Origin of the sequence: Neisseria sp. Marseille-Q1983, assembly GCF_018224585.1 — a bacterium.
Classification (GTDB): domain Bacteria; phylum Pseudomonadota; class Gammaproteobacteria; order Burkholderiales; family Neisseriaceae; genus Neisseria; species Neisseria polysaccharea.
In genome coordinates, this window is the sequence record NZ_JAGTUI010000014.1 from 28029 (window position 1) to 50749 (window position 22721).

A 22721-nucleotide genomic window follows, 5' to 3' on the forward strand; every position below is an offset into this window, starting at 1 on the left:
AGACACTGGATTTTGATTCCAGCATGCGAAGGTTCGAATCCTTCCTCCCCAGCCAGATAAAAGCGTGTAAGCTTGCTTACACGCTTTTTATTTCATAGAAATAAAAATATTGAAATGCCTTTGTTTGTGTCGGATGTTGCAGGTATAATGTCGGGCTTGGTACAAGCGGAGGGAAGCATTGTGTTTTCTGAGCGGAAGTTAAACATAAAATCAGGTGAGAATATGGCTGCGTACGACAGTTTGATGGTATTTACAGGCAATGCCAATCCCGAATTGGCACAACGTGTTGTCAAGCATTTGGATATTTCCTTGGGAGATGCTTCGGTTTCCAAATTCTCAGACGGTGAAGTTGCCGTCGAACTGTTGGAAAATGTACGCGGTCGCGATGTCTTTATCCTTCAGCCTACTTGTGCACCGACCAATGATAACCTGATGGAAATCCTGACAATGGCAGATGCGCTCAAACGTGCCTCGGCAGGCCGCATCACGGCAGCCATTCCGTATTTCGGCTATGCGCGTCAAGATAGACGTCCGCGTTCCGTCCGCGTTCCGATTTCTGCCAAATTAGTGGCAAATATGCTGTATTCGGCAGGGATCGACCGTGTTTTGACCGTTGATTTGCACGCAGACCAGATTCAGGGTTTTTTTGATATTCCTGTGGATAATATTTATGCCACCCCGATTCTGTTGAACGATATCAAGCAGCAGCGGATTGAAAACTTGACTGTTGTCAGCCCTGATATCGGCGGTGTAGTCCGCGCCCGCGCCGTGGCAAAATCCTTGAATGCCGACTTGGCAATCATCGATAAACGTCGCCCGAAAGCCAATGTGGCGGAAGTCATGAACATCATCGGCGATATTCAAGGCAGAACCTGTCTGATTGTGGACGATATGATTGACACTGCAAATACGCTGTGCAAAGCCGCCGTCGCCCTGAAAGAGCGCGGTGCAGAACGTGTCTTGGCATATGCCAGCCACGCTGTATTCTCCGGAGAGGCGGTCAGCCGTATCGCCTCATCCGAAATCGACCAGGTGGTCGTAACCGATACCATTCCTTTGTCTGAAGCGGCTAAAAACTGCGACCGTATCCGTCAGGTAACGATTGCCGGTCTGTTGGCCGAAACCGTCCGCCGCATCAGCAATGAAGAATCCGTCTCATATCTTTTTAATGAAGAAGTGATGACAGGCAGCATGTTGCTGCCATAAGCCCGAAGCCGTCTTAAGCTGGTCGCGGCCGATGACGGTAGTTTTATTTAAATTGGAGTATTTAACATGACTTATGAAATTCAAGCCTCTGTTCGTGAAGCACAAGGCACTGGTGCGAGCCGCCGCCTGCGTCGCGAAGGCCAAATCCCCGGCATTTTGTACGGTGAAGGCCAAGAGCCCGTTGCAATTGCTGTGGATCACAAAACTGTATTCTACGCATTGGAAAAAGAATCTTTCCATACTGCGTTGATTAAGTTGTCTCTGAACGGCGAAACCAAAGACGTTATCGTCCGCGATTTCCAAATGCACCCGTTCCGCCGCGAAGTCCAACACATCGACTTCCAAGCTGTGAAAGCTGATCAACTTGTACGTATCCGTGTTCCCCTGCACATCGTTAACGCTGAAAATTCCCAAGCGGTCAAACTGCAAGGCGGCCGTGTGTCTCTGTTGAACACGACTGTTGAAGTGCTTGCGTTGCCTGCCAATATCCCTGCTTTCTTGGATTTGGATTGTGCCGAAGTGGTTGCCGGTGACATTTTGCACTTGTCAGACATCAAATTGCCTAAAGGTGTAGAAAGCGTTTCCCTGAAACGTAACGAAAATCTGGCTGTTGCCACCGTTACCGGTAAAAAACGCTAATTGATTGAAAAGCAGGCGGTACGTATATGATATGTACCGCCTTATTATTTTTGGCTGTGTTTCAATATTTGGTTGATTTCATCCGGTTATAAGGGAAAACCGCTTATTTCCGTTTGGGTGGAAATCTATCTAGGCGTATTGCGCGATAACGGATGGTTGGCTCAAAAACAGCATTTCGTACTGGATGAAAATGAAGAAGATATGTTGTTCACATTTCGGTAGCTGTCCGGCTCGAACCGGCTATCAGAGATAGTCGGTCAACTTTCACCCTGAAAATCACTTTTCTTTTAACTTGCAACATATTCCGATAGAATGGACACTTTGTAAGTAATCATTGATGGAAGACGCAATTATGGCAACCGAACCGAACCGAACCGAACCGAACCGAACCGAACCGAACCGAAATTATACACGATCTAGAAAATAATTTCAAACAAAACAACATATTAAAACTCAAACAACTCTTTCCTGAAGTCTTTTGCGAAGACCAAATCGACTTTGAGAAGCTCAAACTCGTTCTCGGCGCAGAAAACCTTGCCGGTGCGGGCGAACGTTATCAACTCGATTGGGCGGGTAAAACCGCCGCCTATCTCAACCTGCAAAGTCCCACTTCCCGAACCCTCGTTCCCTGCAAAGAAGAATCTGCAAATTTCGATGGCACCCAAAACGTGTTTATCGAAGCCGAAAACCTCGAAGCACTGAAAATCCTGCAAAAAGCCTACGCCGGCAGCGTGAAGATGATTTACATCGACCCGCCCTACAATACCGGCAGCGATTCTTTTATTTATCCCGACAAATTCTCCGAAAGCCGCGAAGAATACGCCCGCCGCGTAGGCGATACCGACGACGCGGGCTACCTGAAACGCGACGGCGTATTTCAAGGCGCGTGGCGCAAAAACGGCAAAGACAGCGGCCACTACCACAGCAACTGGCTCTCCATGATGCTGCCGCGCCTGCATCTGGCGAAAACCCTGCTGAGCGAAGACGGCGTGATTTTCATCAGCATTGACGACAACGAACAGGCGCAGTTGAAATTGTTGTGTGATGAAGTGTTTGGGGCGGAGAATTTTGTTTCACAAATTTCTTGGCATAGAAAACGTGGTAAAGATAATAGTGCGCCTAATTTAAGTCGTGTCCATGAATATCTTTTTGTTTATGCAAAAAATATTGAAAATCTTAGATTTAATAAACTTGAAATTGAGGCGGAAACACTTAAAGCATATAAAAATCCTGATAATGATGAACGTGGTGATTATCGTGTTTTGGGGCTATGGGCGCGAGGAAATCAAGGAGGTAGTAGATATGAATATACGACATTGAACGGAAGATTCTATTCTGAACGAGAATGGTTGGTCGGTTTGGAAAATATGAAAAAGTTAGATGAAGAAAAAAGGTTGATTGAAAATGGAGACAAACTTTATCGTAAATTATTCCTTTCAGAAGTAGCAGGCTCTGTTCCTGAAACAATTTGGTTAGATACAAGTAATACAGCAAATGCAGCTGATGAACTAAAAAAAATATTTGATAAAAAAGCATATTTTGATACCCCAAAGCCAATTCCGTATCTTTTAAAGATGGCAAAGCTAGCCACAAATTCAGACGACCTCATCCTAGACTTCTTCTCCGGCAGCGGCACTACCGCCCATGCCGTGATGCAGCTTAACGCCGAAGACGGCGGCAACCGCCGTTTCATCTGCGTGCAACTGCCCGAAGAAACCGACGAGAAATCCGAAGCACGCAAGGCCGGGTTTGACACCATTGCCGAAATCGCCAAAGAACGCATCCGCCGCGCGGGCAGGCAGATTTCAGAGGGCCTTCAAGACGGATCGGAAATAGATACGGGTTTTAAAGTCTTCAAACTTGCCGAAAGCGGTTTCAAACAATGGCGGCAGCCCGAGCAGGCCGATACGGAAGCCCTGCAACGCGAATTGTCTTTGAATATCGATTCCTTGCTGTCTGAAACGCTGTCTGAAAACCTGCTCTACGAATTGATGCTGCGTATGGGTTTGAAGCTGACCTGCAAGGTTTCGTTTTCAGACGGCGTGTATTTTGTGGAAGACGAAGACACGGGCGAGTTGTACGCTTTCCTGCTGGAACGTGTGGATCAAGGTTTGATTGAAGCGGTGCTGGCGAAGCATCCCGTCAAGGTGGCGGCATTGGACAGGCTGTTCGAGGGCGACGATGCGCTTAAAAGCAATACCGTATTGCAGATGAAGGATGCGGGCGTGATGTTCGAATGCGTGTAGTCAGCCGAAAGCGGGAATGACGACAAAGAGGTGGATTTTCCGCACGACAGCGGATAGAAGGAAATAAAAATGGAACTGAAATTTGAAGAACCGACGTTTTTCGGCTTGTTTTTATAAAACTCCTCTTCCTTCATCACCCGCAGCCCCGTATCCTTGCCCTGACGCGGCAGGTAATACAAAACGCACAAACTCGGGTCGATTTGCCAACAATGGTTCGGGTGTTCCGATTTCATGCGGCTGACGGGGTCGGGCTGCAAAAGCTGGTCGGGATGCAGCTTGTATTCCCGTAAAGCCCGGGTAATGGTGTTTTCAGAAAGGGGGATGACTTCCCCGGTTTCCCCATCAATCCGCGCCGCCTCGATTTTCCCGTTGGCGCGCAGCATTTCCACCGCCTGCCGCACCGACATCAACCGCTTGCCGTTGCGCCTCATCGCCTCCACCAAAACCGCCGAAATCAATTTGGCTTCTTCCGGTTTAAGCTCCGTTTTGCCCGCATCGCTGCGCCGTTTGTGCGTCGGCTTGACGCTGACCGCCTCCAGCTTGCGGTATAGCGTGGCAAGGCTGATGCCCAATTCCTGCGCCTGCTGCTTAAGATATGCAGAGCGTGCGCCGCGTCCCATTGCTTCCGCCTGATTCTCGACTGCCTTAAGACGCTCAATCATTGCCGGATTCATCGCCTTCTCCCGTTTCACCGCCCAACCATTCTGGCACATTGTCTGTTGGTGCTTCAGTCGGCAGGGCATAGCTTTCGCGCAGTTGCTCGCAGTCCAAAATAATTTGATTGAGCGTGCCGACCATCTTTGCCTGATGGCTGATCCCGTGTGCCTCACTGTGCGCATTAAGTTGGTCGAACAAATCTTTCAAACGGCTCACTTGACTGCGGATACCGACCTCAAGGCTTGTTAACTGCATCGCCAACTCGCTGCCCACGTCTTCCGCCTTCGGCTCTCTTACAACGGTTTGCTTCTTAGCCAGCTTCTCGGCCAGCTCATCAATTTTGGCTGTTTTGGTTTTCATCACTTCGTCTTTGGCGGCGAGGTTTTCGCGGCTTTCGCGCAAGGCGACGCGCAGCTCGCGCACCGTCATTCGGTCCACATCGTCAAAGGTCATGCCGTTGACTTCTTCTCCTTCGGCCAAATCCACCAACGTAACGTCTTCTTCGACCAAGAGTTCCAGCAGCTTTGACTTGCCCAAATCCATCAGCTTCGGCGCGGCTTTCTGCATTTGCGGCGTGGCAAAGCGGTGAGTGGCTTGAACAAGTTGTTGTGCTGCTCTAACCGACATTCCTAAAACTTCGCAGACGTCTGCGAACTGTTTCCAAGTCATATGTTCTTTTAAAACAATTAAAGCCTGACCAAGCTCAAACATCCCTTCCATTGTTTTGCGTGTTGCGAGCTTGGCTCTCTCAACCCATACATCTTCATTGTAGGTTTCGCCGTTACCCCATTGCTCCATCACCATCACGCTGTGTGCCGCTTGGTAGTTTTGTGCCGCAACCGCATCCATCACTTCAACTTCATGGCTCATTTTTCACTCTCCAAATTTCCCGACGTCGGGAAATTTCAAAATCCGTTAATACATCTGCGTGCGTCTCAGCACTTCCGCCAAGCGCCGCTCCAAATCTTCCTGCTGCCGTCTGAAACGCTCGGCGATTTGCAGGGTTTTCATGCTGTAGGCAAAATTGCCGTTATCCAGTTTGGTTGCCAGTCCCTCGGCAATCAAATCCTCCAAATCGCGACTCACGCTTGAGGGTGAAATGCCCAGCCCGTCAGCGATGTCTTTGTTGCTGATGCCGATAATCGGATGGGCTTCAAGGGCTTTAAAGACTTTCAGCAGCCGTGTGCCTTTTCCACTCGCCATGATTTATTCCTCCGCATCTTTTAATTTCCAAATATGCTTGAAGCGCACCTCATCCCTGAATAAATCATGCTCAACGTGGAACGCGGCATCTGCCACTTCCTTGCCCTCGTCATCAAGAGTCTCCAAAACATCGAACCATTCGACCAAACCTTCTAAAATCGCCTGATGCCTTCTAGAAAAACCCAGATAATCGTGAATAAAGGTATATTGGGTTTCACTAATTTCTTTAATCATCTGCCTGCTCCTTCAGCCCCAGCTTTACCGCCGCTTCGTGGCTTTTGCCGAAATTGCCTTTCAGTCTGATGGTTGCGCGCAGGGCAGAGAAAAAAGCCCAAGCTGCGCCTGGTAAAGTGAGCAACGGATAATGGGGAAACGCAGCGCGGTAGAAATGCTGCCCGATGATGTCCGCAGGCAGCTTGATGATGAAATTCGGAAAAGCCGTTTTAGCGGCTACACACAACACAGCGAATGGTTGAAACATCAGGGTTATGAAATCGGTAGGTCTGCCGTACACCGCTACGGCCAACAGCTTCAAAAACTGACCGCCATTCCTGAAGAGCAGGATTTGCTGGATATTTTCAGAAAATTGGAAACAGCGGATCGCCACGCTTTACAACGCTTCGCACAAATATTGTCAACTCTGGCCGATAAAGAAAAAAATGCCGTCTGAAATTTTCAGACGGCATTTAGGACACTCCGGCATTCTGGCTGCGCTGGTGTTCTGAAACGGATATTAAGCAATTGAAGCGGCCGTGCATTTTAAAGCGTATTAAAAATCACCCCGATATTCAGGTCATCGGCCAAGTGGTTCAAATCTCAAAAGACCTTAATTAACTTACAATAGGAAAAAATGATGACAGAAACGAATTACTCTTTTGAAGGGTTGGTAATTGAAAAAATTATTACCCATCGTATTTATCCGAAAAATAAAAATAGAGAGCGTGTAGAACCTAAAATCAGTACACAGTTGATTAATTTGCCTATTACGGCAAGAAGAACATTGGAAAACAGGCTGACCAAAGCTTTGGGTAATAAATCTCATGGCATTGAAATGTCTATTGCCAATACGGCTGAAAATAGTTTTTTTCAGATAGCGGCAGCCATACAACTCAAAGACGAAGCAGAGTTTATTGAAGATTCCGCACAATTTGCCCACATGTTGACCGATGCACAACTGAATACGAATGCACCGGGTGGTATTTTGTTGGTTTTAAAAGGTAGAGTTGGAGATACCGGTAAGCCGTTTTTATGTGTAATTAAAGCTGAACCTCAAGATGGATTCCGAACCAAAGAAGAGGATGACTTTATCACGATTGAATTCTTAGAAGAATTATTACTGACCGATTCAGCAAGATTATTCAAGATAGGTTTTTTGGTGGCTGAAACAGTAAGGCCGCTAGAACAAATACAATCTGGGAATTATCGAGCTTTTTTGTATGACCATCTGATGACACAAACGGAAACTAGACCGGCAGCTTCCTATTTCTATCAAGTATTCTTGGGTATGAGTATAGCTGCTTCTTCCCGTAAATTGACGCAGAATTTTTTTGAGTGGACACGCAATTTTATCGATAACTCTGATTTAAGTGATGATGCAAAATTAGATGCGCATGAAGCATTGCGCGTTACATTGAAAAGTGCGGAAGCAACCATTAGTGTAAATAATTTTGCCCAAAATCATTTACCTCCAGAAAAACGAACAGCTTATACAGAATTTATGGTGGCAAAGGACTTTCCTCAAAATGCCGTAAGTAAAGATATTGAATATATTAAAACTCGTTTACGCAAACGGAGGTCTTACGGATTTAGTAACGGTGTAGTTATCTTGACTCCTCCCGAGCATACTCAAGACTATATGGAAATTGCGCCAACGGAAGATGGGGAATATACTGTTGTCACAATTAAAGGACAGTTACAACAACAAAAATGAGTGATATTGATGATTTCAAAAGCTATTTAGAAAGCCACCAAGCGGCATTTGCCGCTTGGGGTAGATTTGTGGCTGAAGAAATTCAAAATCAATTATCCAATGTCATTTCTCCTGTTCCGGTTGCCAATTTTCTAAAAATTGAAGCAAAGCCTAGAGTCAAAGAGATTTCTTCAGCTCTGGCCAAGATTGGCCGAAAAAATTACACTTCACCTCAAACTCAAATGACTGACTTGGTCGGCGTACGTTTTGTGGTATTGCTTGCGGAACATATTCAAATAGTTTGTGAAATCATTGAATCCTCATCTCAGTGGAATGCTAAAGTTTCGAAAGATTTTGCAGATGAAATTCAGCAAAATCCCAAAGCATTTGACTATCAATCCAAACATTACGAGATTCGTCCTAAACAAGCATTCATTACACCCGAAAATGTCAGCATCCCTGCTGATTTGTGCTGTGAAGTTCAGGTGCGTTCTTTACTCCAACATGCTTATGCAGAGCTGGTTCATGACAATATATACAAGCCTGACGGCAATGTTCCAAAGCAAGCAGAGCGCGAAGTCGCGAAGAGCATGGCTTTGATGGAAACTACAGATGACTTATTTAGTCGTACTCTGGCAATTTTGAAAGAAGCAAATCAACCACAAGAAGAACTTCTTCCCCAATTATCACAGCTTTATCAAGAGGAAATAGGGCTTGTTCCTGAAGTTGATAAAAAAACCAATATGATTTTTCTAGAAACATTTCAATCCAGCATTGACCCTTCAAATATTCTTGCTAATATCCGGTCACTTTTGAATGAGAAGAAATATCTTGCTAATCGGATAAAAGAAAATGCTGAAGAAATGTATTTTTTCAGTCAGCCAGCAGCTTTGTTGGTTTATTGGCTGATTGAGAAAGTTGGTGCAGATGAAGTATGGAAAAAATGGCCTTTGCCTGCATACAACAAAAACCTGAAATTCATTTGTACTGATTTGGATAAGCAACCATCCCATGAACTCTTTTAACCCCCTTTAAAAGCCCATTCAGACGGCCTTTCCTACAATCCCTGTATTGATTTTTAATTCAATACAGGGATTTTTCCATGTCAGACGAATTCAACCGATTTATCGAACGCGTCCTCTCCCACGAGGGCGGTTACGCCAACCATCCCAAAGACCCCGGCGGCGAAACCAATTGGGGCATCACTAAGCGTACCGCAATGGCAAACGGCTACAACGGCTCCATGCGTGCCATGACGCGTGAACAGGCTATCGGCATTTACCGAAAGGCGTTTTGGGAGCGTTACCGCGCCGACCAAATGCCGGAAGCGGTCGCGTTCCAATTTTTTGATGCCTGCGTCAACCACGGTTACGGCAATGCCGCCCGTATGCTGCAACGCGCCGCAGGTGTGCCGGACGATGGAATCATCGGCGAAATCAGCCTCAAAGCCGTCAATTCCCTCCCCGAAAACGACCTTTTATTGCGGTTCAACGCCGAGCGTCTGGTCTTTTATACCAAGCTCGGTACGTTCACCTCTTTCGGTAAGGGCTGGGTACGCCGTGTGGCGCAAAACCTGATTCACGCGTCTGCAGATAACACTGATTAAAGGGAGACAAACCATGTCAAAAAAGTCACTCATCGCCCTAATGACCGCAGCCATGCAGCCCGATTTCAGCCACAGCGACCTAGGCATTCGCTACGCCATGCCGACTCAGGGATGTTGGACGCAAGCCCACCGCAAGAGCGGGGTAGCCGCCGCGAAACGCGCAGCCAAAAAAAAGCGTCGCAAATAACTGCCTTTTTCCGATGGCTGGGAGGCTTGGTCTCTAATCCGGCCACAGGAAAAATCAGCCATACCAAACTATGGGCAAACGTGGCAGCCGCCTCTATGACTTATAAGTTCTCGCAAACCGCTGATGCCCCCGAATGGCTTTGGTGGGCATACGGCGCAATGGTCGGCGGCTACGCCTTAATCAAACGCGGCATTGCCGCCGTACCGCAGTTGGCGGAAATCAAAAAATCCACGAATCCCGAAGAATGGAGCGGCAATGATTGATTTATTGTACAAAAACAAAACGGCATTGGCATGGCGTGCATTGATTGTTTTGGGCATCTGGCTAAACGGCTATCACTATGCCGCCGACAAAGCCGATGCCAAGCAAACTGCCCTGATTACCGCCTACCAAAACTCGTCAATGGCGGCAGCCAAACAATACGCCGACGAGCTTAAAAAAGCGCAGGCGGAAACGAAGCGTTGGCATGACTTCGCGCAGCGTCAAAGCATCGAGCTGGCATCCGCCCTGAGCGAGCTGGATAAAACCAAAAACACCTTACAGGAGCAAACGCATGACGCGATTAAAAAAGACGGCAATGGTTTTAACGGTATCGGTTCTAACAGCCTGCACCTCTACAACCGTGCCTTCGGATACCCCGATTAAAACCGTACCGACAGTGGATTTGCCGCCTGTATCTACCGGGCTGCTGGTCAAATACGAACGCCCCGAGCGTCCGACCGGCGGCTCACCCGAACAACTCTTAAACCATGCCGTACGTTACGGCGAATACTGCCAAAAATTGGAAGTCCAAGTCTCTGGGTGGCAGGACTGGTACACGAAAGGCCGTCTGAAAAATGACTGATTTTGCCGACCGCGCATCAGAGCGTGAAGCCATATTTTTGGAAGAGTCCCTGGCGAAACATCAAATCATGCCGGAACGTGCCGACAGCCTGAGCCATTGCGAAGATTGCGGCAGCCCGATACCGGACGCAAGGCGAAAAGCAGTCAAAGGCTGCACCCGCTGCATCGTTTGCCAAGAATATTTCGAACACGGATGGCCTTAAAAATGGAAAAAACCTTTATACATATCGAATTTTGGCAGTTGGTCGGATTTCTTCTCTCCTTCCTCGGCATCTGTTTTACCTTCGGCAAAATGCTGCTGGCGCAATTCCGCGAGCAGCAGGACGAACGCCAAAAACAGCAAGAACGCCTGCAAGGCAAAGTCGAAATCATGGAAAACAAACTGGCGGAATTCAATGCCGGACTGCCCCTGACCTATGTTTTGCGGGAAGACTACATCCGCAATCAGGTCGTCCTCGAAGCCAAGCTCGACAACGTCGCCGAGAAACTCACCGAAATCTACAAAATGGAAAGCGTAAAGAAATGATTAGCCAGGAATTGATTGCCAAACAACGCCGCGAGGGGATGCGTTGGAACATCATCAACACTCTTAATAAAGCCCGCCCGCACACCACCAGCGAAACCTTCCTGCTGGACATTATGAACGCGATTTACCCGCAGACCACCGCCACCGAACTGCGCCAGCAGCTCGACTACCTTGCCGACCGCAAAATGGTCGAACTGAATAAAGCACCGCACGGCTTGTGGTTTGCCGACCTGACCAGTTTGGGTGTCGATATTGCCGAATACACAGTCGAGTGCCGCGCCGGTATCGCCCGCCCCGAAAAAGTGTGGAGCTGATATGGCAAAACGCAGCGTCATCGACCAGCTCCCTGAAGCCGTCCGACACGAGTTTGAGCGCAAGCTCGTCGAAAACGGCTTCGCCGACTATCAGGCATTATCCGAATGGTTGCAGCAACAGGGCTACGAAATCAGCCGCTCCGCCGCCCATCGGTACGGCCAAAAAGTACAGCGTCGGTTTGCCGCCATCAAAAACAGCACCGAAGCGGCACGCCTGATTGCCGAAGGTGCGGCAGACGAGGGGGATACCCGCTCCGAAGCCTTGATGGCGATGTTGCAGACAGAGTTGTTTGAGGCATTGGTGCAGATTGGTGAGATGCCCGAAGACGAGTTAAACGCGCTTGACCGCTTCGGGATTATGAGCGAGGGCGCGCGCAAAATCAGCGGGCTGATTACCGCCGGTACGCGCCTGAAGGAATATCAGGCAAAAGTTAAAGCCAAAGTCGCAGCCGCCGCCGAAAACGTGGCCAAGCAGGCAAAAAAAGGCGGGCTGTCCGACGCGGCTGCCGAAGCCATCCGCAAACAGATTTTAGGTATCGCATCATGACATTGCCCAAAACCGAAGACCGCACGCCATCGGTATTGCTGCCTTACCAGCAGCGTTGGTGCGCCGATAAATCTCCCGTCAAACTCTGCGAAAAATCCCGACGCATCGGTCTGAGCTGGGGCGAGGCTGCCGATACCGCCTTACTTGCCGCCTCATCGGGCGGCATGGACGCATGGTACATAGGCTACAACAAAGACATGGCTTTGGAGTTTATCCGCGATTGTGCCAACTGGGCGAAATTCTACGGTTTGGCGGCAGGCGAAATCGAAGAAACTGAAGAGGTGTTCGTCGAGGGTGACGACAAAAAATCCGTCCTCGCCTTCGTCATCCGTTTCGCGTCCGGCTGGCGCGTTACCGCCTTATCCAGCCGCCCCTCAAACCTTCGCGGTAAGCAGGGGCGCGTCATCATCGATGAAGCGGCGTTCCACGAGCAGCTCGGAGAGCTGCTCAAAGCGGCAATGGCATTGCTGATGTGGGGCGGCCAGGTGCATATTATCTCTACGCATGACGGGGTGGACAATCCGTTCAACGAGCTGATTACCGACATCCGTGCGGGCAAAAAGCCGTACTCCATCCACCGCATTACTTTCGACGAGGCCGTTTCAGACGGCCTCTACCGCCGCATCTGCCTTCGCTTGGGCAAAGAGTGGACGGCAGACGGCGAAGCCGCGTGGTGCAAGGAAATCCGTGATTTCTACGGCGAAGATGCCAGCGAAGAGTTGGACTGTATCCCCAAAAACGGCGGCGGCAAATGGCTCAACCGAGCCTTGATTGAGAGCCGTATGAGTCCTTATACGCCGGTTATCAGATACGACCAAAGCGATGAGTTCGGCCTCTTGCCCGAGCCCCGCCGTGCTGCCGAAGTGGCGGACTGGATAGCCGACATCCTGCAACCGTTGCTTAACGGTTTGGATAAAACCCGCACCAGCTTTGTCGGCGAAGACTTTGCCCGCAGCGGCGACCGTACCGTCATCGTCCCTTTGTTGCAGCAGACTAATTTAAGCCTTAAGCCGCCGTTCGTGTTGGAGTTGGGCAATATGCCGTTTGCCCAACAAGAGCAAATCATGAAACACCTGTTGCACGGCTTACCCAATCTGCGCGGAGCAGCATTGGACGCGCGCGGCAACGGTCAGTCAATAGCCGAAGCCATGCGCGACGAATTTGGCGCGGAGGTATGTGAGTCGGTCATGCTCTCGGAAAACTGGTACCGCACCCATACCGCTCCGTTCAAAGCCGCACTCGAAGACGGCACGTTGGACGCAATCCCCAAAGACGAAGACATCCTGACCGACCTACGCGCCTTCGAGTTGGTCAGAGGCGTGCCGCGCATCCCCGATGTACGCACCAAAGGTCAAGACGGAAAAAAACGCCACGGAGACGCGGCGATTGCCTTTGTCCTTGCCCATTACGCCAGCCGCGAGCTGAATACCGGCCCGATACGCGTAGCCAGCCGCCGAATCCGCCGAAAAAGCGCATTAACCAAAGGTTATTAAGGTATTTAAAGAGTACATATCATGCCCAAACCCCACCTCAAACTCAAAACCAGTCAAGGCATCATGACCTTCAAGCCGCAGGATTTATCTGCCCATCTCGCCGTTTCCCGCCCGTTTTTCAGCGGTTTCAACGGCTGGCTGCCTAATCCCGACCCTGTTTTGCGCAAAATGGGCAGGCAAATCTCCATTTACCGCGAGCTGATGCGCGACCCCTTGGTCGGCTCGCTGGTGCGCCGCCGAAAAGCAGCTGTCGCCCGCCTCGAATGGCGGCTTGAGGGCGACGACACCCCTAAAAATGTCCGGGATTTTGTCGATAGCTGGCTGGCTGAAACCGATGTTTACCGCCTGATTAAAGACGTTTTAAACGCCGTTTTTTACGGCTACCAGCCCATCGAACTGATTTGGCGTACCGATTCTGCATGGCTGCCTGACAAAATCATCGCCAAGCCGCAAGAGTGGTTCGCTTTCAACGACGACGGCGAGTTGCGTTATATCCAAAACGGGCTGACCGATACCGTTCCCCCGCCTTATAAGTTTCTCTGCCCGACACATGAGGCAGATTATCTCAACCCCTACGGCTTAGGCGATTTGGGCTTGGTTTTTTGGCTGGTTACCTTCAAGCGCGGCGGGCTGAAGTTTTGGATGCAGTTCACCGAAAAATACGGCGCGCCTTGGCTGATCGGTAAAGAACCGCGTTCCAATACCCCGCAGGATACCGACAAACTGTTAGACGCGCTTGAAGCCCTGATCGGCAACAGCGTCGGCACGATACCCAACGATTCCAGCGTTGAAATCCACGAGGCAAGCGGCAAGTCCTCATCTATTGATGCCTACGACAAGCTCATCCGTTATTGCCGTTCCGAAATCAGCATTGCGCTGCTCGGACAAGACCAAACCACCGAAAAAGACAGTACCCACGCCAGCGCGACCGCAGGCTTGGAAGTAACGGACGACATCCGCGACAGCGACAAACGAATCGTGGAGACAACGTTCAATAAGTTGATAGAGTGGGTAATAGAGATAAATTTCGGAGACGTTGCCCGTCCGAAATTCGTGCTGTTCGAAAATGAGGAAAGCGGCACCAGAGAGCGTGCCGAACGGGATAAGATGATGGTGGATGCCGGTGCCAAGTTCACCAAGCAATACTGGCAGCGCACATACGGTTTGGAAGATGGAGATTTGCTTGAGGGTGTTTAAGCAAGCCCGGAGGCAAAAGCTGCCGACTTTACCGAGGGCGATTTGACGGATGCAGGTTTGGTCATCGACGGACTCGCCCCCGACACAGGCCGTCTGAATGACCAAGGCGAACGGCTGACAGCCGTCCTAGTGGCCGAATTAAGTCGTGGAGAAACCGCCGAAAACCTGCTCAATCGTCTGTCTGCCGCCTATCCGAATATGGACGATACCGCCTTGCAAAACGAGTTGGCGCGCCTGATTTTCCTTTCCGACTTGGTCGGCAGGATTGAAGTAGCACAGGAGCTTAAATCATGAACCCCGAAGATATTAAAGCCGTCTTCGGCATGAAACCCGAAGCCGCCGTCACCTATCTCAAGCAAAAAGGCATTGCCGTATCTTGGGACTGGCAGGATATGTTGGACGACGCGCACGCCACTGCCTTTACGGTGGCCAAAACCGCCAAAATGGATGTGCTCTCCGATATCTATTCCGCCGTCGTCGATGCCGCCGAACAAGGCCGGACGCTGGAAGAGTTCAGCCGAGAACTCGCCCCCGTTCTACAGCGCAAAGGCTGGTGGGGCAGGCAGGAAGTTCAAAATCCCGAAGGAGAAACCCAAAGCGTACAGCTCGGTAGCCCCCACCGCCTGAAAACCATCTATCTGACCAATATGCAGTCGGCCTATATGGCGGGCCGCTACGCCGAAATGATGGACTCCATCGACACGCACCCTTATTGGCAGTACGTCGCCATCAACGACAGCCGCACTCGTGATACCCACCGTATGATGCACGGTCGCGTCTATGCCGCAGACGACCCCGTGTGGAATACTTTGTACCCTCCTTTGGACTACCGCTGTCGCTGCCGTGTCAAACCGCTGTCCCGCAGTATGGGAGAAAACCGTGTCCTGCCCCGACCGACTCTTGAGTCCATCACCGTCAATATAGGCGCGAATCCCTATACCGGAGAGGAGCGTTACGCACAGCGCACCGGCATTCGCATCAACAACAAATTTATTGCCCCCAATGCGGGCTTCAACGCCAACCAAGGCAAGTCTATGCTGTCCCGTATGGCGAAAATCGCAGTGGATAAGGCGCAGGTAACCCATCCGGACATCGCCCGCATTGCCCTGAAAACGATGATGGGCAACGACAGATTCAAAAACGCCCTGTCCGCCGCTTCGCTGACTTGGGTGCTTAAACTGTTAAAAGGCTGATTATGCTGGAAATCAAACTCGATGCTGCCAAACTCGAACACGGTCTGAGTACGCTCCTTAAAAACGCCGCAAACACCCGCCTCATGATGCGCGGTATTGCAACTGAGTTGCTATCTATGACCGAAGAAAACTTCGAATCCGAAAGCTGGGGCGAGCAACGGTGGAAACGAAGCCGGCGTGCCGCAGATGAGGGAGGCAAGACCCTGCAAAAAAGCGGGCAACTTGCCGCCAGCCTGACTACACAGGTTGGCAGCAACTATGCCCGAATCGGCAGCAATAAAAAATACGCCGCCATCCACCACCTCGGCGGACGAGCAGGGCGAGGTCACAAAACCAACCTTCCAGCACGCCCCTATCTCCCCATCAACGGCAACAACCAACTCCAACCCGGTGCCGAACGCAGAATCCTCGACATCGCCATCGCCGCCCTCAAAAAAGGACTTTGACAACAAAAAACGGACGATAAAAATACCGTCCGTTTTTATTGCAATATTTGCAACTCCCTTGCATTTTTTCCATCCCACAAAATCCCCCGTCATCCTCTCTAATCCCATTTTTCTCATCAGCCCCTATATATTTATCTCATTAGGTTTCAATTACACCTGTTTTGCAAATAATGTAATCAACGGATCAATAATAAAAGGCCGTCTGAAAGATGATATTTCAGACGGCCTTAGTTATTCAGCCAACTGTTGCCGTTAAGCGCAAATCAAATAGAGGTGGATGAGTTGCGATATTTGATTGGTCGTACAACTTTATTTAACGGTCTTTTGAATATCGTCTGAAGATTGTTTCAGACGGCATTTTAATTCTCCTATTTTGGATATGGAAATATAGAAGCTTACTGTCCCGTCAGACGCGTCCAAAGCCTTTGCCACCGGCTTCTTTTTTCTACATTTTCCAGTGCGACGATTTCTTTTTCGGCAACGGTATATCCGTTTTGCCTGATTTTGATTTTTCCTAAAATCTGCCCCTTTTTTACCGGGGCGGGAATCGGCTGTATGGTTTCCAAAATCTGTTCTGCCATTTTCGCTTTCTTATGTGGCAGAGTGATGTAGGCTTCTTTGAGAAAGCCTGCGCGGACGGTTTTTTTGCTGCCTCCGGAAATTTGGATTTGGGCAACGGTTTTGCCTTTCGGATATATTTTGGGCGTATCGAAGGCCTGCAATGCCCAGTTCAGCAGCTTGCTGTTGTCCGATGCGCGTGTTTCCGCCGATTCCGAACCCAATGTGATGGCAAGGATGTGCCTGCCGTTGCCGGAGTATGACACGGCAAGGTTGTAGCCGCCGCTTTCTGTGTGTCCGGCTTTCAGACCGTTTACATTGTTGTCCCTATATAAAAGGATATTGCGGTTGTTTTGTTCTATGTTTTCAAACTTGAACGATTTGATGGAAAACAGCGGGTAATATTCCGGAAAGTCGCGCATCAATGCTTCGGCAAGGAGGGCGAGGTCGCGGGCGGTGGAAACTTGTCTTTCTTGGCTCAAACCGGTCGGATTTCTGAATAAAGTGTTCTTCATACCCAAGCGTCGGGCTTCTTCATTCATCTGTTTGACGAAGTTTTCTATCGAACCGTTGCCCAGCCTGCCGGCAAGGGTTAGGGCGGCATCGTTTGCGGACAGGGCAATCATACCTTTTAAGAGCGTGTCGGTTCTAACGCTGCCGCCGGGCCGGACAAACATTCTGCTGCCTTCCGATTTCCACGCCGATTCGCGTATTTTTAAGGTTTCTTCAGGGCGGATATTTCCCGATTTCAAATTTTTGAAAACCAGATAGGCGGTCATTAATTGCGCCAGTGCCGCAGGTTCGACAGGGGCATCGATGTTTTTGGCGGATAGGGTCTGCCGGCTTTGGAGGTCGATAACGATGTGTGCCGCAGCAAGGGTTTCCGGCGTTTGAGGGGAGGATGCCGCGCGTACCGGCAGCCTGTTTGAAGAAAGGGCGGCGGGTGCGGGAGAGGCGGCTAAAATGATGGGGATTAAGATTGACAGGGCTTTATGTGCAGTCATGAAAGGTGTTAACCGTATAATCGCTTCAGTTTGCCGATTATACGCCCGGGATGTCTGATCGGGCGGATTTTTCTTGCTTTCGGGCTGTCTTGGGCGTATGGTTTCGGGTTTTGCGATTTTAACAAACCGATTATCCCATATTGAATTATGAACACGCCCCTTCCTTATTCCGATTACCTTATCCGCATCCTGACGGCATCTGTTTATGATGTGGCGGTGGAAACGCCTTTGGAACCGGCACGCAGCCTTTCTGCACGTTCGGAAAACAATGTTTTGCTGAAACGCGAAGATTTGCAGCCGGTTTTTTCGTTCAAAATACGCGGTGCGTACAACAAAATGTCCAAGTTGCCGAAAGACGCGCTTGCCTGCGGCGTGATTGCGGCAAGCGCGGGCAACCATGCACAAGGCGTGGCGTTGTCCGCACAGCGTTTGGGCTGCCGTGCCGTTATCGTTATGCCGGAGACTACGCCGAAAATCAAAGTGGATGCGGTCAAAAGCCGTGGCGGCGAGGTGGTTTTGCGCGGTGTTTCATACAACGATGCCTACGATTATGCGATGGAGCTGGCGGAAAAAGAAGGGCTGACCTATATCGCACCGTTTGACGATCCCGATGTGATTGCGGGACAGGGTACGGTGGGGATGGAAATTGTCAGCCAGCATCCCGATCCAATCCGCGCCGTATTCGTACCGATAGGCGGCGGCGGTTTGGCGGCGGGCGTGGCGGCATTTATTAAGCAGGTCCGCCCCGAAATCAAAGTTATCGGCGTTCAGACCAACGATTCCTGCTGTATGAAGCAGTCGGTCGAAGCGGGCGAAATCGTCCATTTGAAAGATGTCGGGCTGTTTTCAGACGGCACTGCGGTCAAAGTCGTCGGAAACGAAACCTTCCGCCTCTGCAAAGAACTTTTGGATGAAATCATTACAGTCGACACCGATGCGGTTTGCGGCGCGGTCAAGGATATTTTTGATGATACGCGCAGCATTACCGAGCCGGCGGGCGCGTTGGCGTTGGCGGGTCTGAAAGCCTATATCGCCCGAGAAGGCGCGGAAAACCAAACCCTGATTGCCGTTACCAGCGGCGCGAATATGAATTTTCACCGTTTGCGCCACGTTTCGGAACGGAGCGAATTGGGCGAGGGCAACGAAGGTATTTTTGCCGTTACCATCCCTGAAGAACGCGGCAGCTTCCTTAAGTTTGTCAATATATTGGGAAATAGGAATATTACCGAGTTCAACTACCGCTACGGAGACGATGAAAAAGCGCATATCTTTGTCGGACTTCAAGCGGCAGGCCCGCAGGATTTGGCGGTTATCGGCAGCCGGTTGGATGAGGCGGGATTGCCCAATGTCGACCTGACCGATGATGAGATTGCCAAAATCCATATCCGTTATATGGTTGGAGGACGGACGGACAAAGTAGAAAACGAGCGTCTGGTCAGTTTTGAGTTTCCGGAGCGTCCGGGGGCGTTGGCGCGTTTTTTGAACCATATGCAGGGAGGGTGGAATATTACGCTCTTCCATTACCGCAACCACGGTGCGGATTACGGGCGGATTTTGGTCGGTATCGACGTGCCGCCGCACGATGCCGCCGCATTTGACGGTTTCTTGGAAAGTCTGGGATACAGCTATCACGAGGAAACGCAAAATGCCGCGTACAAGCTGTTTCTTGCCTGATGCTTGAAAGCACAATGCCGTCTGAAAGCCTTTCAGACGGCATTGTGCTTTCAGGGTTAAATCGAATATTCAATCAGCTCGTTTTGAGAAAAAACATAAACCTGTTTCGGAATTAAGTTTAATTCTTTGCCTTCGGCGATTGGGTAACGCGCGGCATCGCTGCCAGCCAGCGTGATGTGCACGTCTTGTTTGCCGTGTTTCACCAAAACGTGCGTCAATGCGCCGACGGCGTGGATTTTTTCGATTTTGGCACGAATCATCGGGGTTTCGTTTTCGGCGGCAAGCTGCCATTCGTGCGGACGGATATAGCCGATGGCGGTTTGCTCCTGCCATTTGTAGTGCGCGTCCAATTTCCACGCGAAGCCGTTGTAGTGCCAGATGCCTTTTTCGATGCGACCTTCAAAAGCGTCGGTTTCGCCTAAGAACTCGGTAACGAAGGCGTTTTCTGGTTTACGGTAAATGGCTTCGGCGCTGCCGGTTTGTTCGATTTTGCCGTGGTTCATGACAACGATTTCGTCGGAAACTTCAAGGGCTTCTTCTTGGTCGTGCGTGACCAGAATGCTGGTTACGCCTAGATTGTGGTGGATGTCGCGCAACCAAGTGCGTAATTCTTTGCGTACTTTGGCATCCAACGCGCCGAAGGGTTCGTCCAAAAGCAGGAGTTTGGGTTCGACCGCAAGCGCACGGGCGAGGGCGATGCGCTGGCGTTGCCCACCGGAGAGTTGGTGCGGATAGGATTTTGCCAAATGCGAGAGCTGCACGAGCTTGAGCAATTCTTCGACTTTGGCGCGGATTTGCCCTTTGGACGGGCGTTCGGACTTGGGCAATACGGTCAAACCGAAGGCGACGTTGTCAAACACGTTCATATGGCGGAAAAGGGCGTAGTGTTGGAACACGAAGCCGACTTTGCGCTCGCGCACGTGTTTGGCGGTTACGTCTTGTCCGTCAAACAGAATCTTGCCGCCGTCGGCGTTTTCCAGTCCGGCGATAATGCGTAAAAGCGTGGTTTTGCCGCAGCCTGAAGGGCCGAGCAGGGAAACGAGTTTGCCGGTGGGGATGTTGAGGTTGATGTTTTTCAGCGCGTGGAACGCTCCGAAGTGTTTGTTTAGGTTTTGAATAGTAATGCTCATGCTGCGTTCCTTTCGGCGGCGGCGAGTTTTTTATCTTGTAATTTGGTGATGATGTTCTGCACCGCCAGCGTCGCCAGTGCTAAAAGTGCCAATACGCCGGAGAGGGCGAATGCGCCGGTGAAGTTGTATTCGTTGTAGAAGATTTCGACCAAAAGCGGGACGGTGTTGGTTTCGCCGCGTATGTGTCCCGATACCACGCTGACCGCGCCGAATTCGCCCATCGCGCGGGCGTTGGTGAGGATGATGCCGTAGAGTAACGCCCATTTGATGTTGGGCAGGGTAACGCGCCAAAACATCTGCCAGCCGCTTGCGCCGAGAATCAGCGCGGCTTGTTCTTCGCTGTCGCCCTGCGCCTGCATCAGCGGGATGATTTCGCGCGCGACAAAGGGGAAGGTAACGAACAGCGTCGCCAAAATAATGCCGGGGATGGCGAAGATAATCTGTATGCCTTGCGCTTCCAGCCAGCCGCCCAATGCCGTGTGCGCGCCGAACAATAAGACGAACATCAAACCGGCCACCACGGGTGATACGGAAAACGGCAAATCGAGCAGGGTGGTCAGCAACTGCTTGCCGCGAAAATCAAAACGGGTCAGCAGCCACGCCATCGCCACGCCCAAGACGGCATTGACGGGGACGACAATCAGCGCGGTAATCAGCGTCAATTTGATGGCAGACCACGCTTCGGAATCGCTTAAGGATTTCAGGTACAAATCCCAACCGCCTTTTAAGGCCTCGTAGAATACGGCAACCAAAGGCACAACCAACATCAGCAACAGAAAGCCCAAGGCGGTAGCAGTCAGCAATACGCGCAGCCAACGCGGTTCGGTCAGGTTGGGATTGGCGGAATAGGGTTTCATGTCGGTGGTGTTCTCTGGTTGGTTTTAAAATGTTTGGAGGTCGTCTGAAAAACTGTTTTTTGTGGGGCGGATTCGTTTTCAGACGGCCTTTTATCTTTTATAGATTAAAAGGGGAGCAAAAAACGTTCGGCTGCCGTCATTCCCGCGCAGGCGGGAATCCACCACAGGGCAACAGGAAAACAGAAAATAAATAAGGCAGCCGAAATTCACCAATGGATTCCCGCCTGCGCGGGAATGACGGTAACAGGTATTTCAGACGACCTCAACCCTTCGCGCCCGAACGCCTGCCCAACGCCCACTGCATCACGTTCAGCGCAAACAGGATGACAAACGAAACCAGCAGCATAAACAACGCCACCGCCGACGCGCCCTGTACGTCGAACTGTTCCAGCTTGCCCATAATAACCAGCGGCAGGATTTCGGAAACCATCGGAATATTGCCCGCGATAAAAATCACCGAGCCGTATTCCCCCGTTGCCCGCGCGAACATCATGCCCGCGCCGGTCAAGAGTGCCGGCGTGATTTCCGGCAGCAGCACGCGGCGGAACGTCGTGAAGCGGTTTGCACCCAAAGTCGCCGCCGCTTCCTCATATTCGCCCGATAATTCCTCCAACACCGGCTGCACGGCGCGGACGATAAAGGGCAGGCTGACGACGACCAGCGCAATCCAAATGCCGACGGGCGTAAACGCGATTTTGATGCCCAAAGGCTCGAAAAAACGGCCTATCCAACCGTTGGGCGCATACAGGGTCGCCAACGCGATACCCGTAACCGCCGTCGGCAGCGCAAACGGCAAATCGACCAGCGCGTTCGCCAGACCCTTGCCCGGGAATTCATAACGCACCAATACCCACGCCACCAGCGTGCCGAACACGACGTTGGTCAGCATCGCATAAAACGACATCCGCAAACTCAGCCACACCGCCGCCAACACGTTCGGCTCGGCAATCGTGTTCCAAAAGCCGCCCCAGCCGATTTCCGCCGCCTCCGTCGCCATCATCGCAAACGGCAAAACCACCAGAAGCGACAGGCACAATACGGTCAGACCGAGGCTGATTTTGAAGCCGGGCAGTACGCCGGGCGTTTTGAGCAGTAACATAGTCGGTAAGGGTGGAAAATAAAGGCATTACTTTAACGATGCCGTCTGAAAAACGGAAAGAATGGAAAGTTTGGTGCAAAGACGAATTTGTTATAAAGCGGTTGGCAGTTTCTCAAGCGGGCGCGATGTTTTAAAATATAGTGGATTAACAAAAATCAGGACAAGGCGACGAAGCCGCAGACAGTAC

28 protein-coding genes and 2 pseudogenes are annotated in these 22721 nt (G+C 50.7%); 20 read left to right on the top strand and 10 right to left on the bottom strand.

Going from position 1 to position 22721, the window contains the following annotated elements; genetic code table 11:
* Positions 1–222 precede the first annotated feature (222 nt).
* Together KEM39_RS04855 and KEM39_RS04860 are read left to right on the top strand one after the other, a co-directional pair.
* Positions 223–1206, top strand: a complete 984-nt coding sequence (locus tag KEM39_RS04855; protein WP_118996968.1) for a ribose-phosphate pyrophosphokinase — start codon at positions 223–225, stop codon at positions 1204–1206.
* Positions 1207–1272: 66 nt separating this feature from the next.
* Positions 1273–1845, top strand: a complete 573-nt coding sequence (locus KEM39_RS04860; protein WP_118996967.1) for a 50S ribosomal protein L25/general stress protein Ctc — start codon at positions 1273–1275, stop codon at positions 1843–1845.
* 446 nt (positions 1846–2291) lie between these two features.
* Here the strand turns inward: KEM39_RS04860 and KEM39_RS11530 are convergent, their stop codons facing one another.
* Entirely contained in the window at positions 2292–2510 is a 219-nt protein-coding gene (locus tag KEM39_RS11530; RefSeq protein WP_025462297.1) for a hypothetical protein, read from the bottom strand.
* A gap of 3 nt (positions 2511–2513) precedes the next feature.
* On the opposite strand from KEM39_RS11530, the gene KEM39_RS04865 reads away from it, so the two are divergent.
* Entirely contained in the window at positions 2514–4091 is a 1578-nt protein-coding gene (locus KEM39_RS04865) for a site-specific DNA-methyltransferase (protein ID WP_240002718.1), read from the top strand.
* Between the two features lie 92 nt (positions 4092–4183).
* Here the strand turns inward: KEM39_RS04865 and KEM39_RS11850 are convergent.
* The 5 genes and pseudogenes from KEM39_RS11850 to KEM39_RS11855 form a co-directional block, all read right to left on the bottom strand.
* A pseudogene (locus KEM39_RS11850) lies at positions 4184–4753 on the bottom strand (transposase); the annotation flags it as partial.
* Positions 4746–5618: a hypothetical protein gene (locus KEM39_RS04875; RefSeq protein ID WP_118996965.1), complete on the bottom strand. Its 873-nt coding sequence runs from the start codon at positions 5616–5618 to the stop codon at positions 4746–4748. The gene KEM39_RS04875 and the pseudogene KEM39_RS11850, both read right to left, overlap by 8 nt.
* Positions 5619–5663: 45 nt before the next feature.
* Positions 5664–5951 (bottom strand): helix-turn-helix domain-containing protein, encoded by a 288-nt coding sequence (locus tag KEM39_RS04880; protein WP_107863460.1) that lies wholly within the window; start codon positions 5949–5951, stop codon positions 5664–5666.
* A 3-nt stretch (positions 5952–5954) separates the two neighbouring features.
* On the bottom strand, positions 5955–6185 hold the full coding sequence (locus tag KEM39_RS04885; protein WP_118996964.1) for a hypothetical protein: 231 nt from the start codon (positions 6183–6185) through the stop codon (positions 5955–5957).
* Positions 6178–6309, bottom strand: a complete 132-nt coding sequence (locus KEM39_RS11855) for a hypothetical protein (RefSeq protein ID WP_275068391.1) — start codon at positions 6307–6309, stop codon at positions 6178–6180. The genes KEM39_RS04885 and KEM39_RS11855 overlap by 8 nt, the downstream gene beginning before the upstream one ends.
* 6 nt (positions 6310–6315) lie before the next feature.
* On the opposite strand from KEM39_RS11855, the gene KEM39_RS04895 reads away from it, so the two are divergent.
* The 16 genes and pseudogenes from KEM39_RS04895 to KEM39_RS04970 all read left to right on the top strand — a co-directional run bounded on the left by KEM39_RS04895 (position 6316) and on the right by KEM39_RS04970 (position 16212).
* Positions 6316–6621 (top strand): phage protein Gp27 family protein, encoded by a 306-nt coding sequence (locus KEM39_RS04895; RefSeq protein ID WP_107960489.1) that lies wholly within the window; start codon positions 6316–6318, stop codon positions 6619–6621.
* Positions 6622–6801: 180 nt separating this feature from the next.
* Entirely contained in the window at positions 6802–7881 is a 1080-nt protein-coding gene (locus tag KEM39_RS04900) for a nucleoid-associated protein (RefSeq protein WP_249182602.1), read from the top strand.
* Positions 7878–8885 carry a GTP pyrophosphokinase gene (locus tag KEM39_RS04905; protein ID WP_204822021.1) on the top strand — a complete coding sequence of 336 codons (1008 nt, stop codon included), beginning with the start codon at positions 7878–7880 and terminating at the stop codon, positions 8883–8885. The genes KEM39_RS04900 and KEM39_RS04905 overlap by 4 nt, the downstream gene beginning before the upstream one ends.
* Before the next feature lie 77 nt (positions 8886–8962).
* Positions 8963–9466 carry a glycoside hydrolase family 108 protein gene (locus tag KEM39_RS04910; protein ID WP_118996963.1) on the top strand — a complete coding sequence of 168 codons (504 nt, stop codon included), beginning with the start codon at positions 8963–8965 and terminating at the stop codon, positions 9464–9466.
* A 13-nt stretch (positions 9467–9479) separates the two neighbouring features.
* Positions 9480–9653, top strand: a complete 174-nt coding sequence (locus tag KEM39_RS04915; RefSeq protein WP_002241500.1) for a hypothetical protein — start codon at positions 9480–9482, stop codon at positions 9651–9653.
* Positions 9578–9916, top strand: a complete 339-nt coding sequence (locus KEM39_RS11995) for a hypothetical protein (RefSeq protein ID WP_118996962.1) — start codon at positions 9578–9580, stop codon at positions 9914–9916. The genes KEM39_RS04915 and KEM39_RS11995 overlap by 76 nt, the downstream gene beginning before the upstream one ends.
* Positions 9909–10298, top strand: coding sequence for a hypothetical protein (locus KEM39_RS04925; protein ID WP_118996961.1), 390 nt, complete (start codon positions 9909–9911; stop codon positions 10296–10298). Before KEM39_RS11995 ends, KEM39_RS04925 begins: the two co-directional genes overlap by 8 nt.
* Complete coding sequence (locus KEM39_RS04930) at positions 10276–10497, top strand: hypothetical protein (protein WP_009426269.1); 222 nt, start codon at positions 10276–10278, stop codon at positions 10495–10497. The genes KEM39_RS04925 and KEM39_RS04930 overlap by 23 nt, the downstream gene beginning before the upstream one ends.
* Entirely contained in the window at positions 10490–10699 is a 210-nt protein-coding gene (locus KEM39_RS04935) for a TraR/DksA family transcriptional regulator (RefSeq protein WP_009426268.1), read from the top strand. Before KEM39_RS04930 ends, KEM39_RS04935 begins: the two co-directional genes overlap by 8 nt.
* Positions 10700–10701: 2 nt before the next feature.
* Positions 10702–11022, top strand: coding sequence for a hypothetical protein (locus tag KEM39_RS04940; RefSeq protein WP_013448349.1), 321 nt, complete (start codon positions 10702–10704; stop codon positions 11020–11022).
* A complete protein-coding gene (locus tag KEM39_RS04945; protein ID WP_013448348.1) occupies positions 11019–11336 on the top strand; it encodes a hypothetical protein in 318 nt (105 codons plus the stop codon). Before KEM39_RS04940 ends, KEM39_RS04945 begins: the two co-directional genes overlap by 4 nt.
* 1 nt (position 11337) lies before the next feature.
* Positions 11338–11883, top strand: coding sequence for a phage protein Gp27 family protein (locus tag KEM39_RS04950; RefSeq protein ID WP_118996960.1), 546 nt, complete (start codon positions 11338–11340; stop codon positions 11881–11883).
* The gene (locus KEM39_RS04955) at positions 11880–13376 is read left to right on the top strand and encodes a terminase large subunit domain-containing protein (RefSeq protein WP_211709668.1); all 1497 of its coding nucleotides are present in this window, start codon (positions 11880–11882) and stop codon (positions 13374–13376) included. The genes KEM39_RS04950 and KEM39_RS04955 overlap by 4 nt, the downstream gene beginning before the upstream one ends.
* Before the next feature lie 21 nt (positions 13377–13397).
* Positions 13398–14867, top strand: a pseudogene (locus tag KEM39_RS04960) (DUF935 domain-containing protein).
* Complete coding sequence (locus tag KEM39_RS04965) at positions 14864–15766, top strand: phage minor head protein (RefSeq protein WP_118996958.1); 903 nt, start codon at positions 14864–14866, stop codon at positions 15764–15766. Before KEM39_RS04960 ends, KEM39_RS04965 begins: the two are co-directional and overlap by 4 nt.
* A gap of 2 nt (positions 15767–15768) precedes the next feature.
* On the top strand, positions 15769–16212 hold the full coding sequence (locus tag KEM39_RS04970; RefSeq protein ID WP_118996957.1) for a phage virion morphogenesis protein: 444 nt from the start codon (positions 15769–15771) through the stop codon (positions 16210–16212).
* A gap of 395 nt (positions 16213–16607) precedes the next feature.
* Here KEM39_RS04970 and KEM39_RS04975 read toward each other — a convergent pair whose 3' ends face one another.
* On the bottom strand, positions 16608–17774 hold the full coding sequence (locus KEM39_RS04975) for a D-alanyl-D-alanine carboxypeptidase family protein (protein WP_118996956.1): 1167 nt from the start codon (positions 17772–17774) through the stop codon (positions 16608–16610).
* Between the two features lie 147 nt (positions 17775–17921).
* Here KEM39_RS04975 and ilvA point away from each other — a divergent pair, with 147 nt between their 5' ends.
* A complete protein-coding gene (gene ilvA / locus KEM39_RS04980; RefSeq protein WP_118996955.1) occupies positions 17922–19448 on the top strand; it encodes a threonine ammonia-lyase, biosynthetic in 1527 nt (508 codons plus the stop codon).
* Between the two features lie 56 nt (positions 19449–19504).
* Here ilvA and KEM39_RS04985 read toward each other — a convergent pair whose 3' ends face one another.
* The 3 genes from KEM39_RS04985 to cysT form a co-directional block, all read right to left on the bottom strand.
* Positions 19505–20578: a sulfate/molybdate ABC transporter ATP-binding protein gene (locus tag KEM39_RS04985; protein ID WP_118996954.1), complete on the bottom strand. Its 1074-nt coding sequence runs from the start codon at positions 20576–20578 to the stop codon at positions 19505–19507.
* Positions 20575–21435 (bottom strand): sulfate ABC transporter permease subunit CysW, encoded by an 861-nt coding sequence (gene cysW / locus KEM39_RS04990; protein WP_118996953.1) that lies wholly within the window; start codon positions 21433–21435, stop codon positions 20575–20577. The genes KEM39_RS04985 and cysW overlap by 4 nt, the downstream gene beginning before the upstream one ends.
* Positions 21436–21697: 262 nt before the next feature.
* Positions 21698–22534, bottom strand: a complete 837-nt coding sequence (gene cysT / locus KEM39_RS04995; RefSeq protein WP_118996952.1) for a sulfate ABC transporter permease subunit CysT — start codon at positions 22532–22534, stop codon at positions 21698–21700.
* Positions 22535–22721 lie beyond the last annotated feature (187 nt).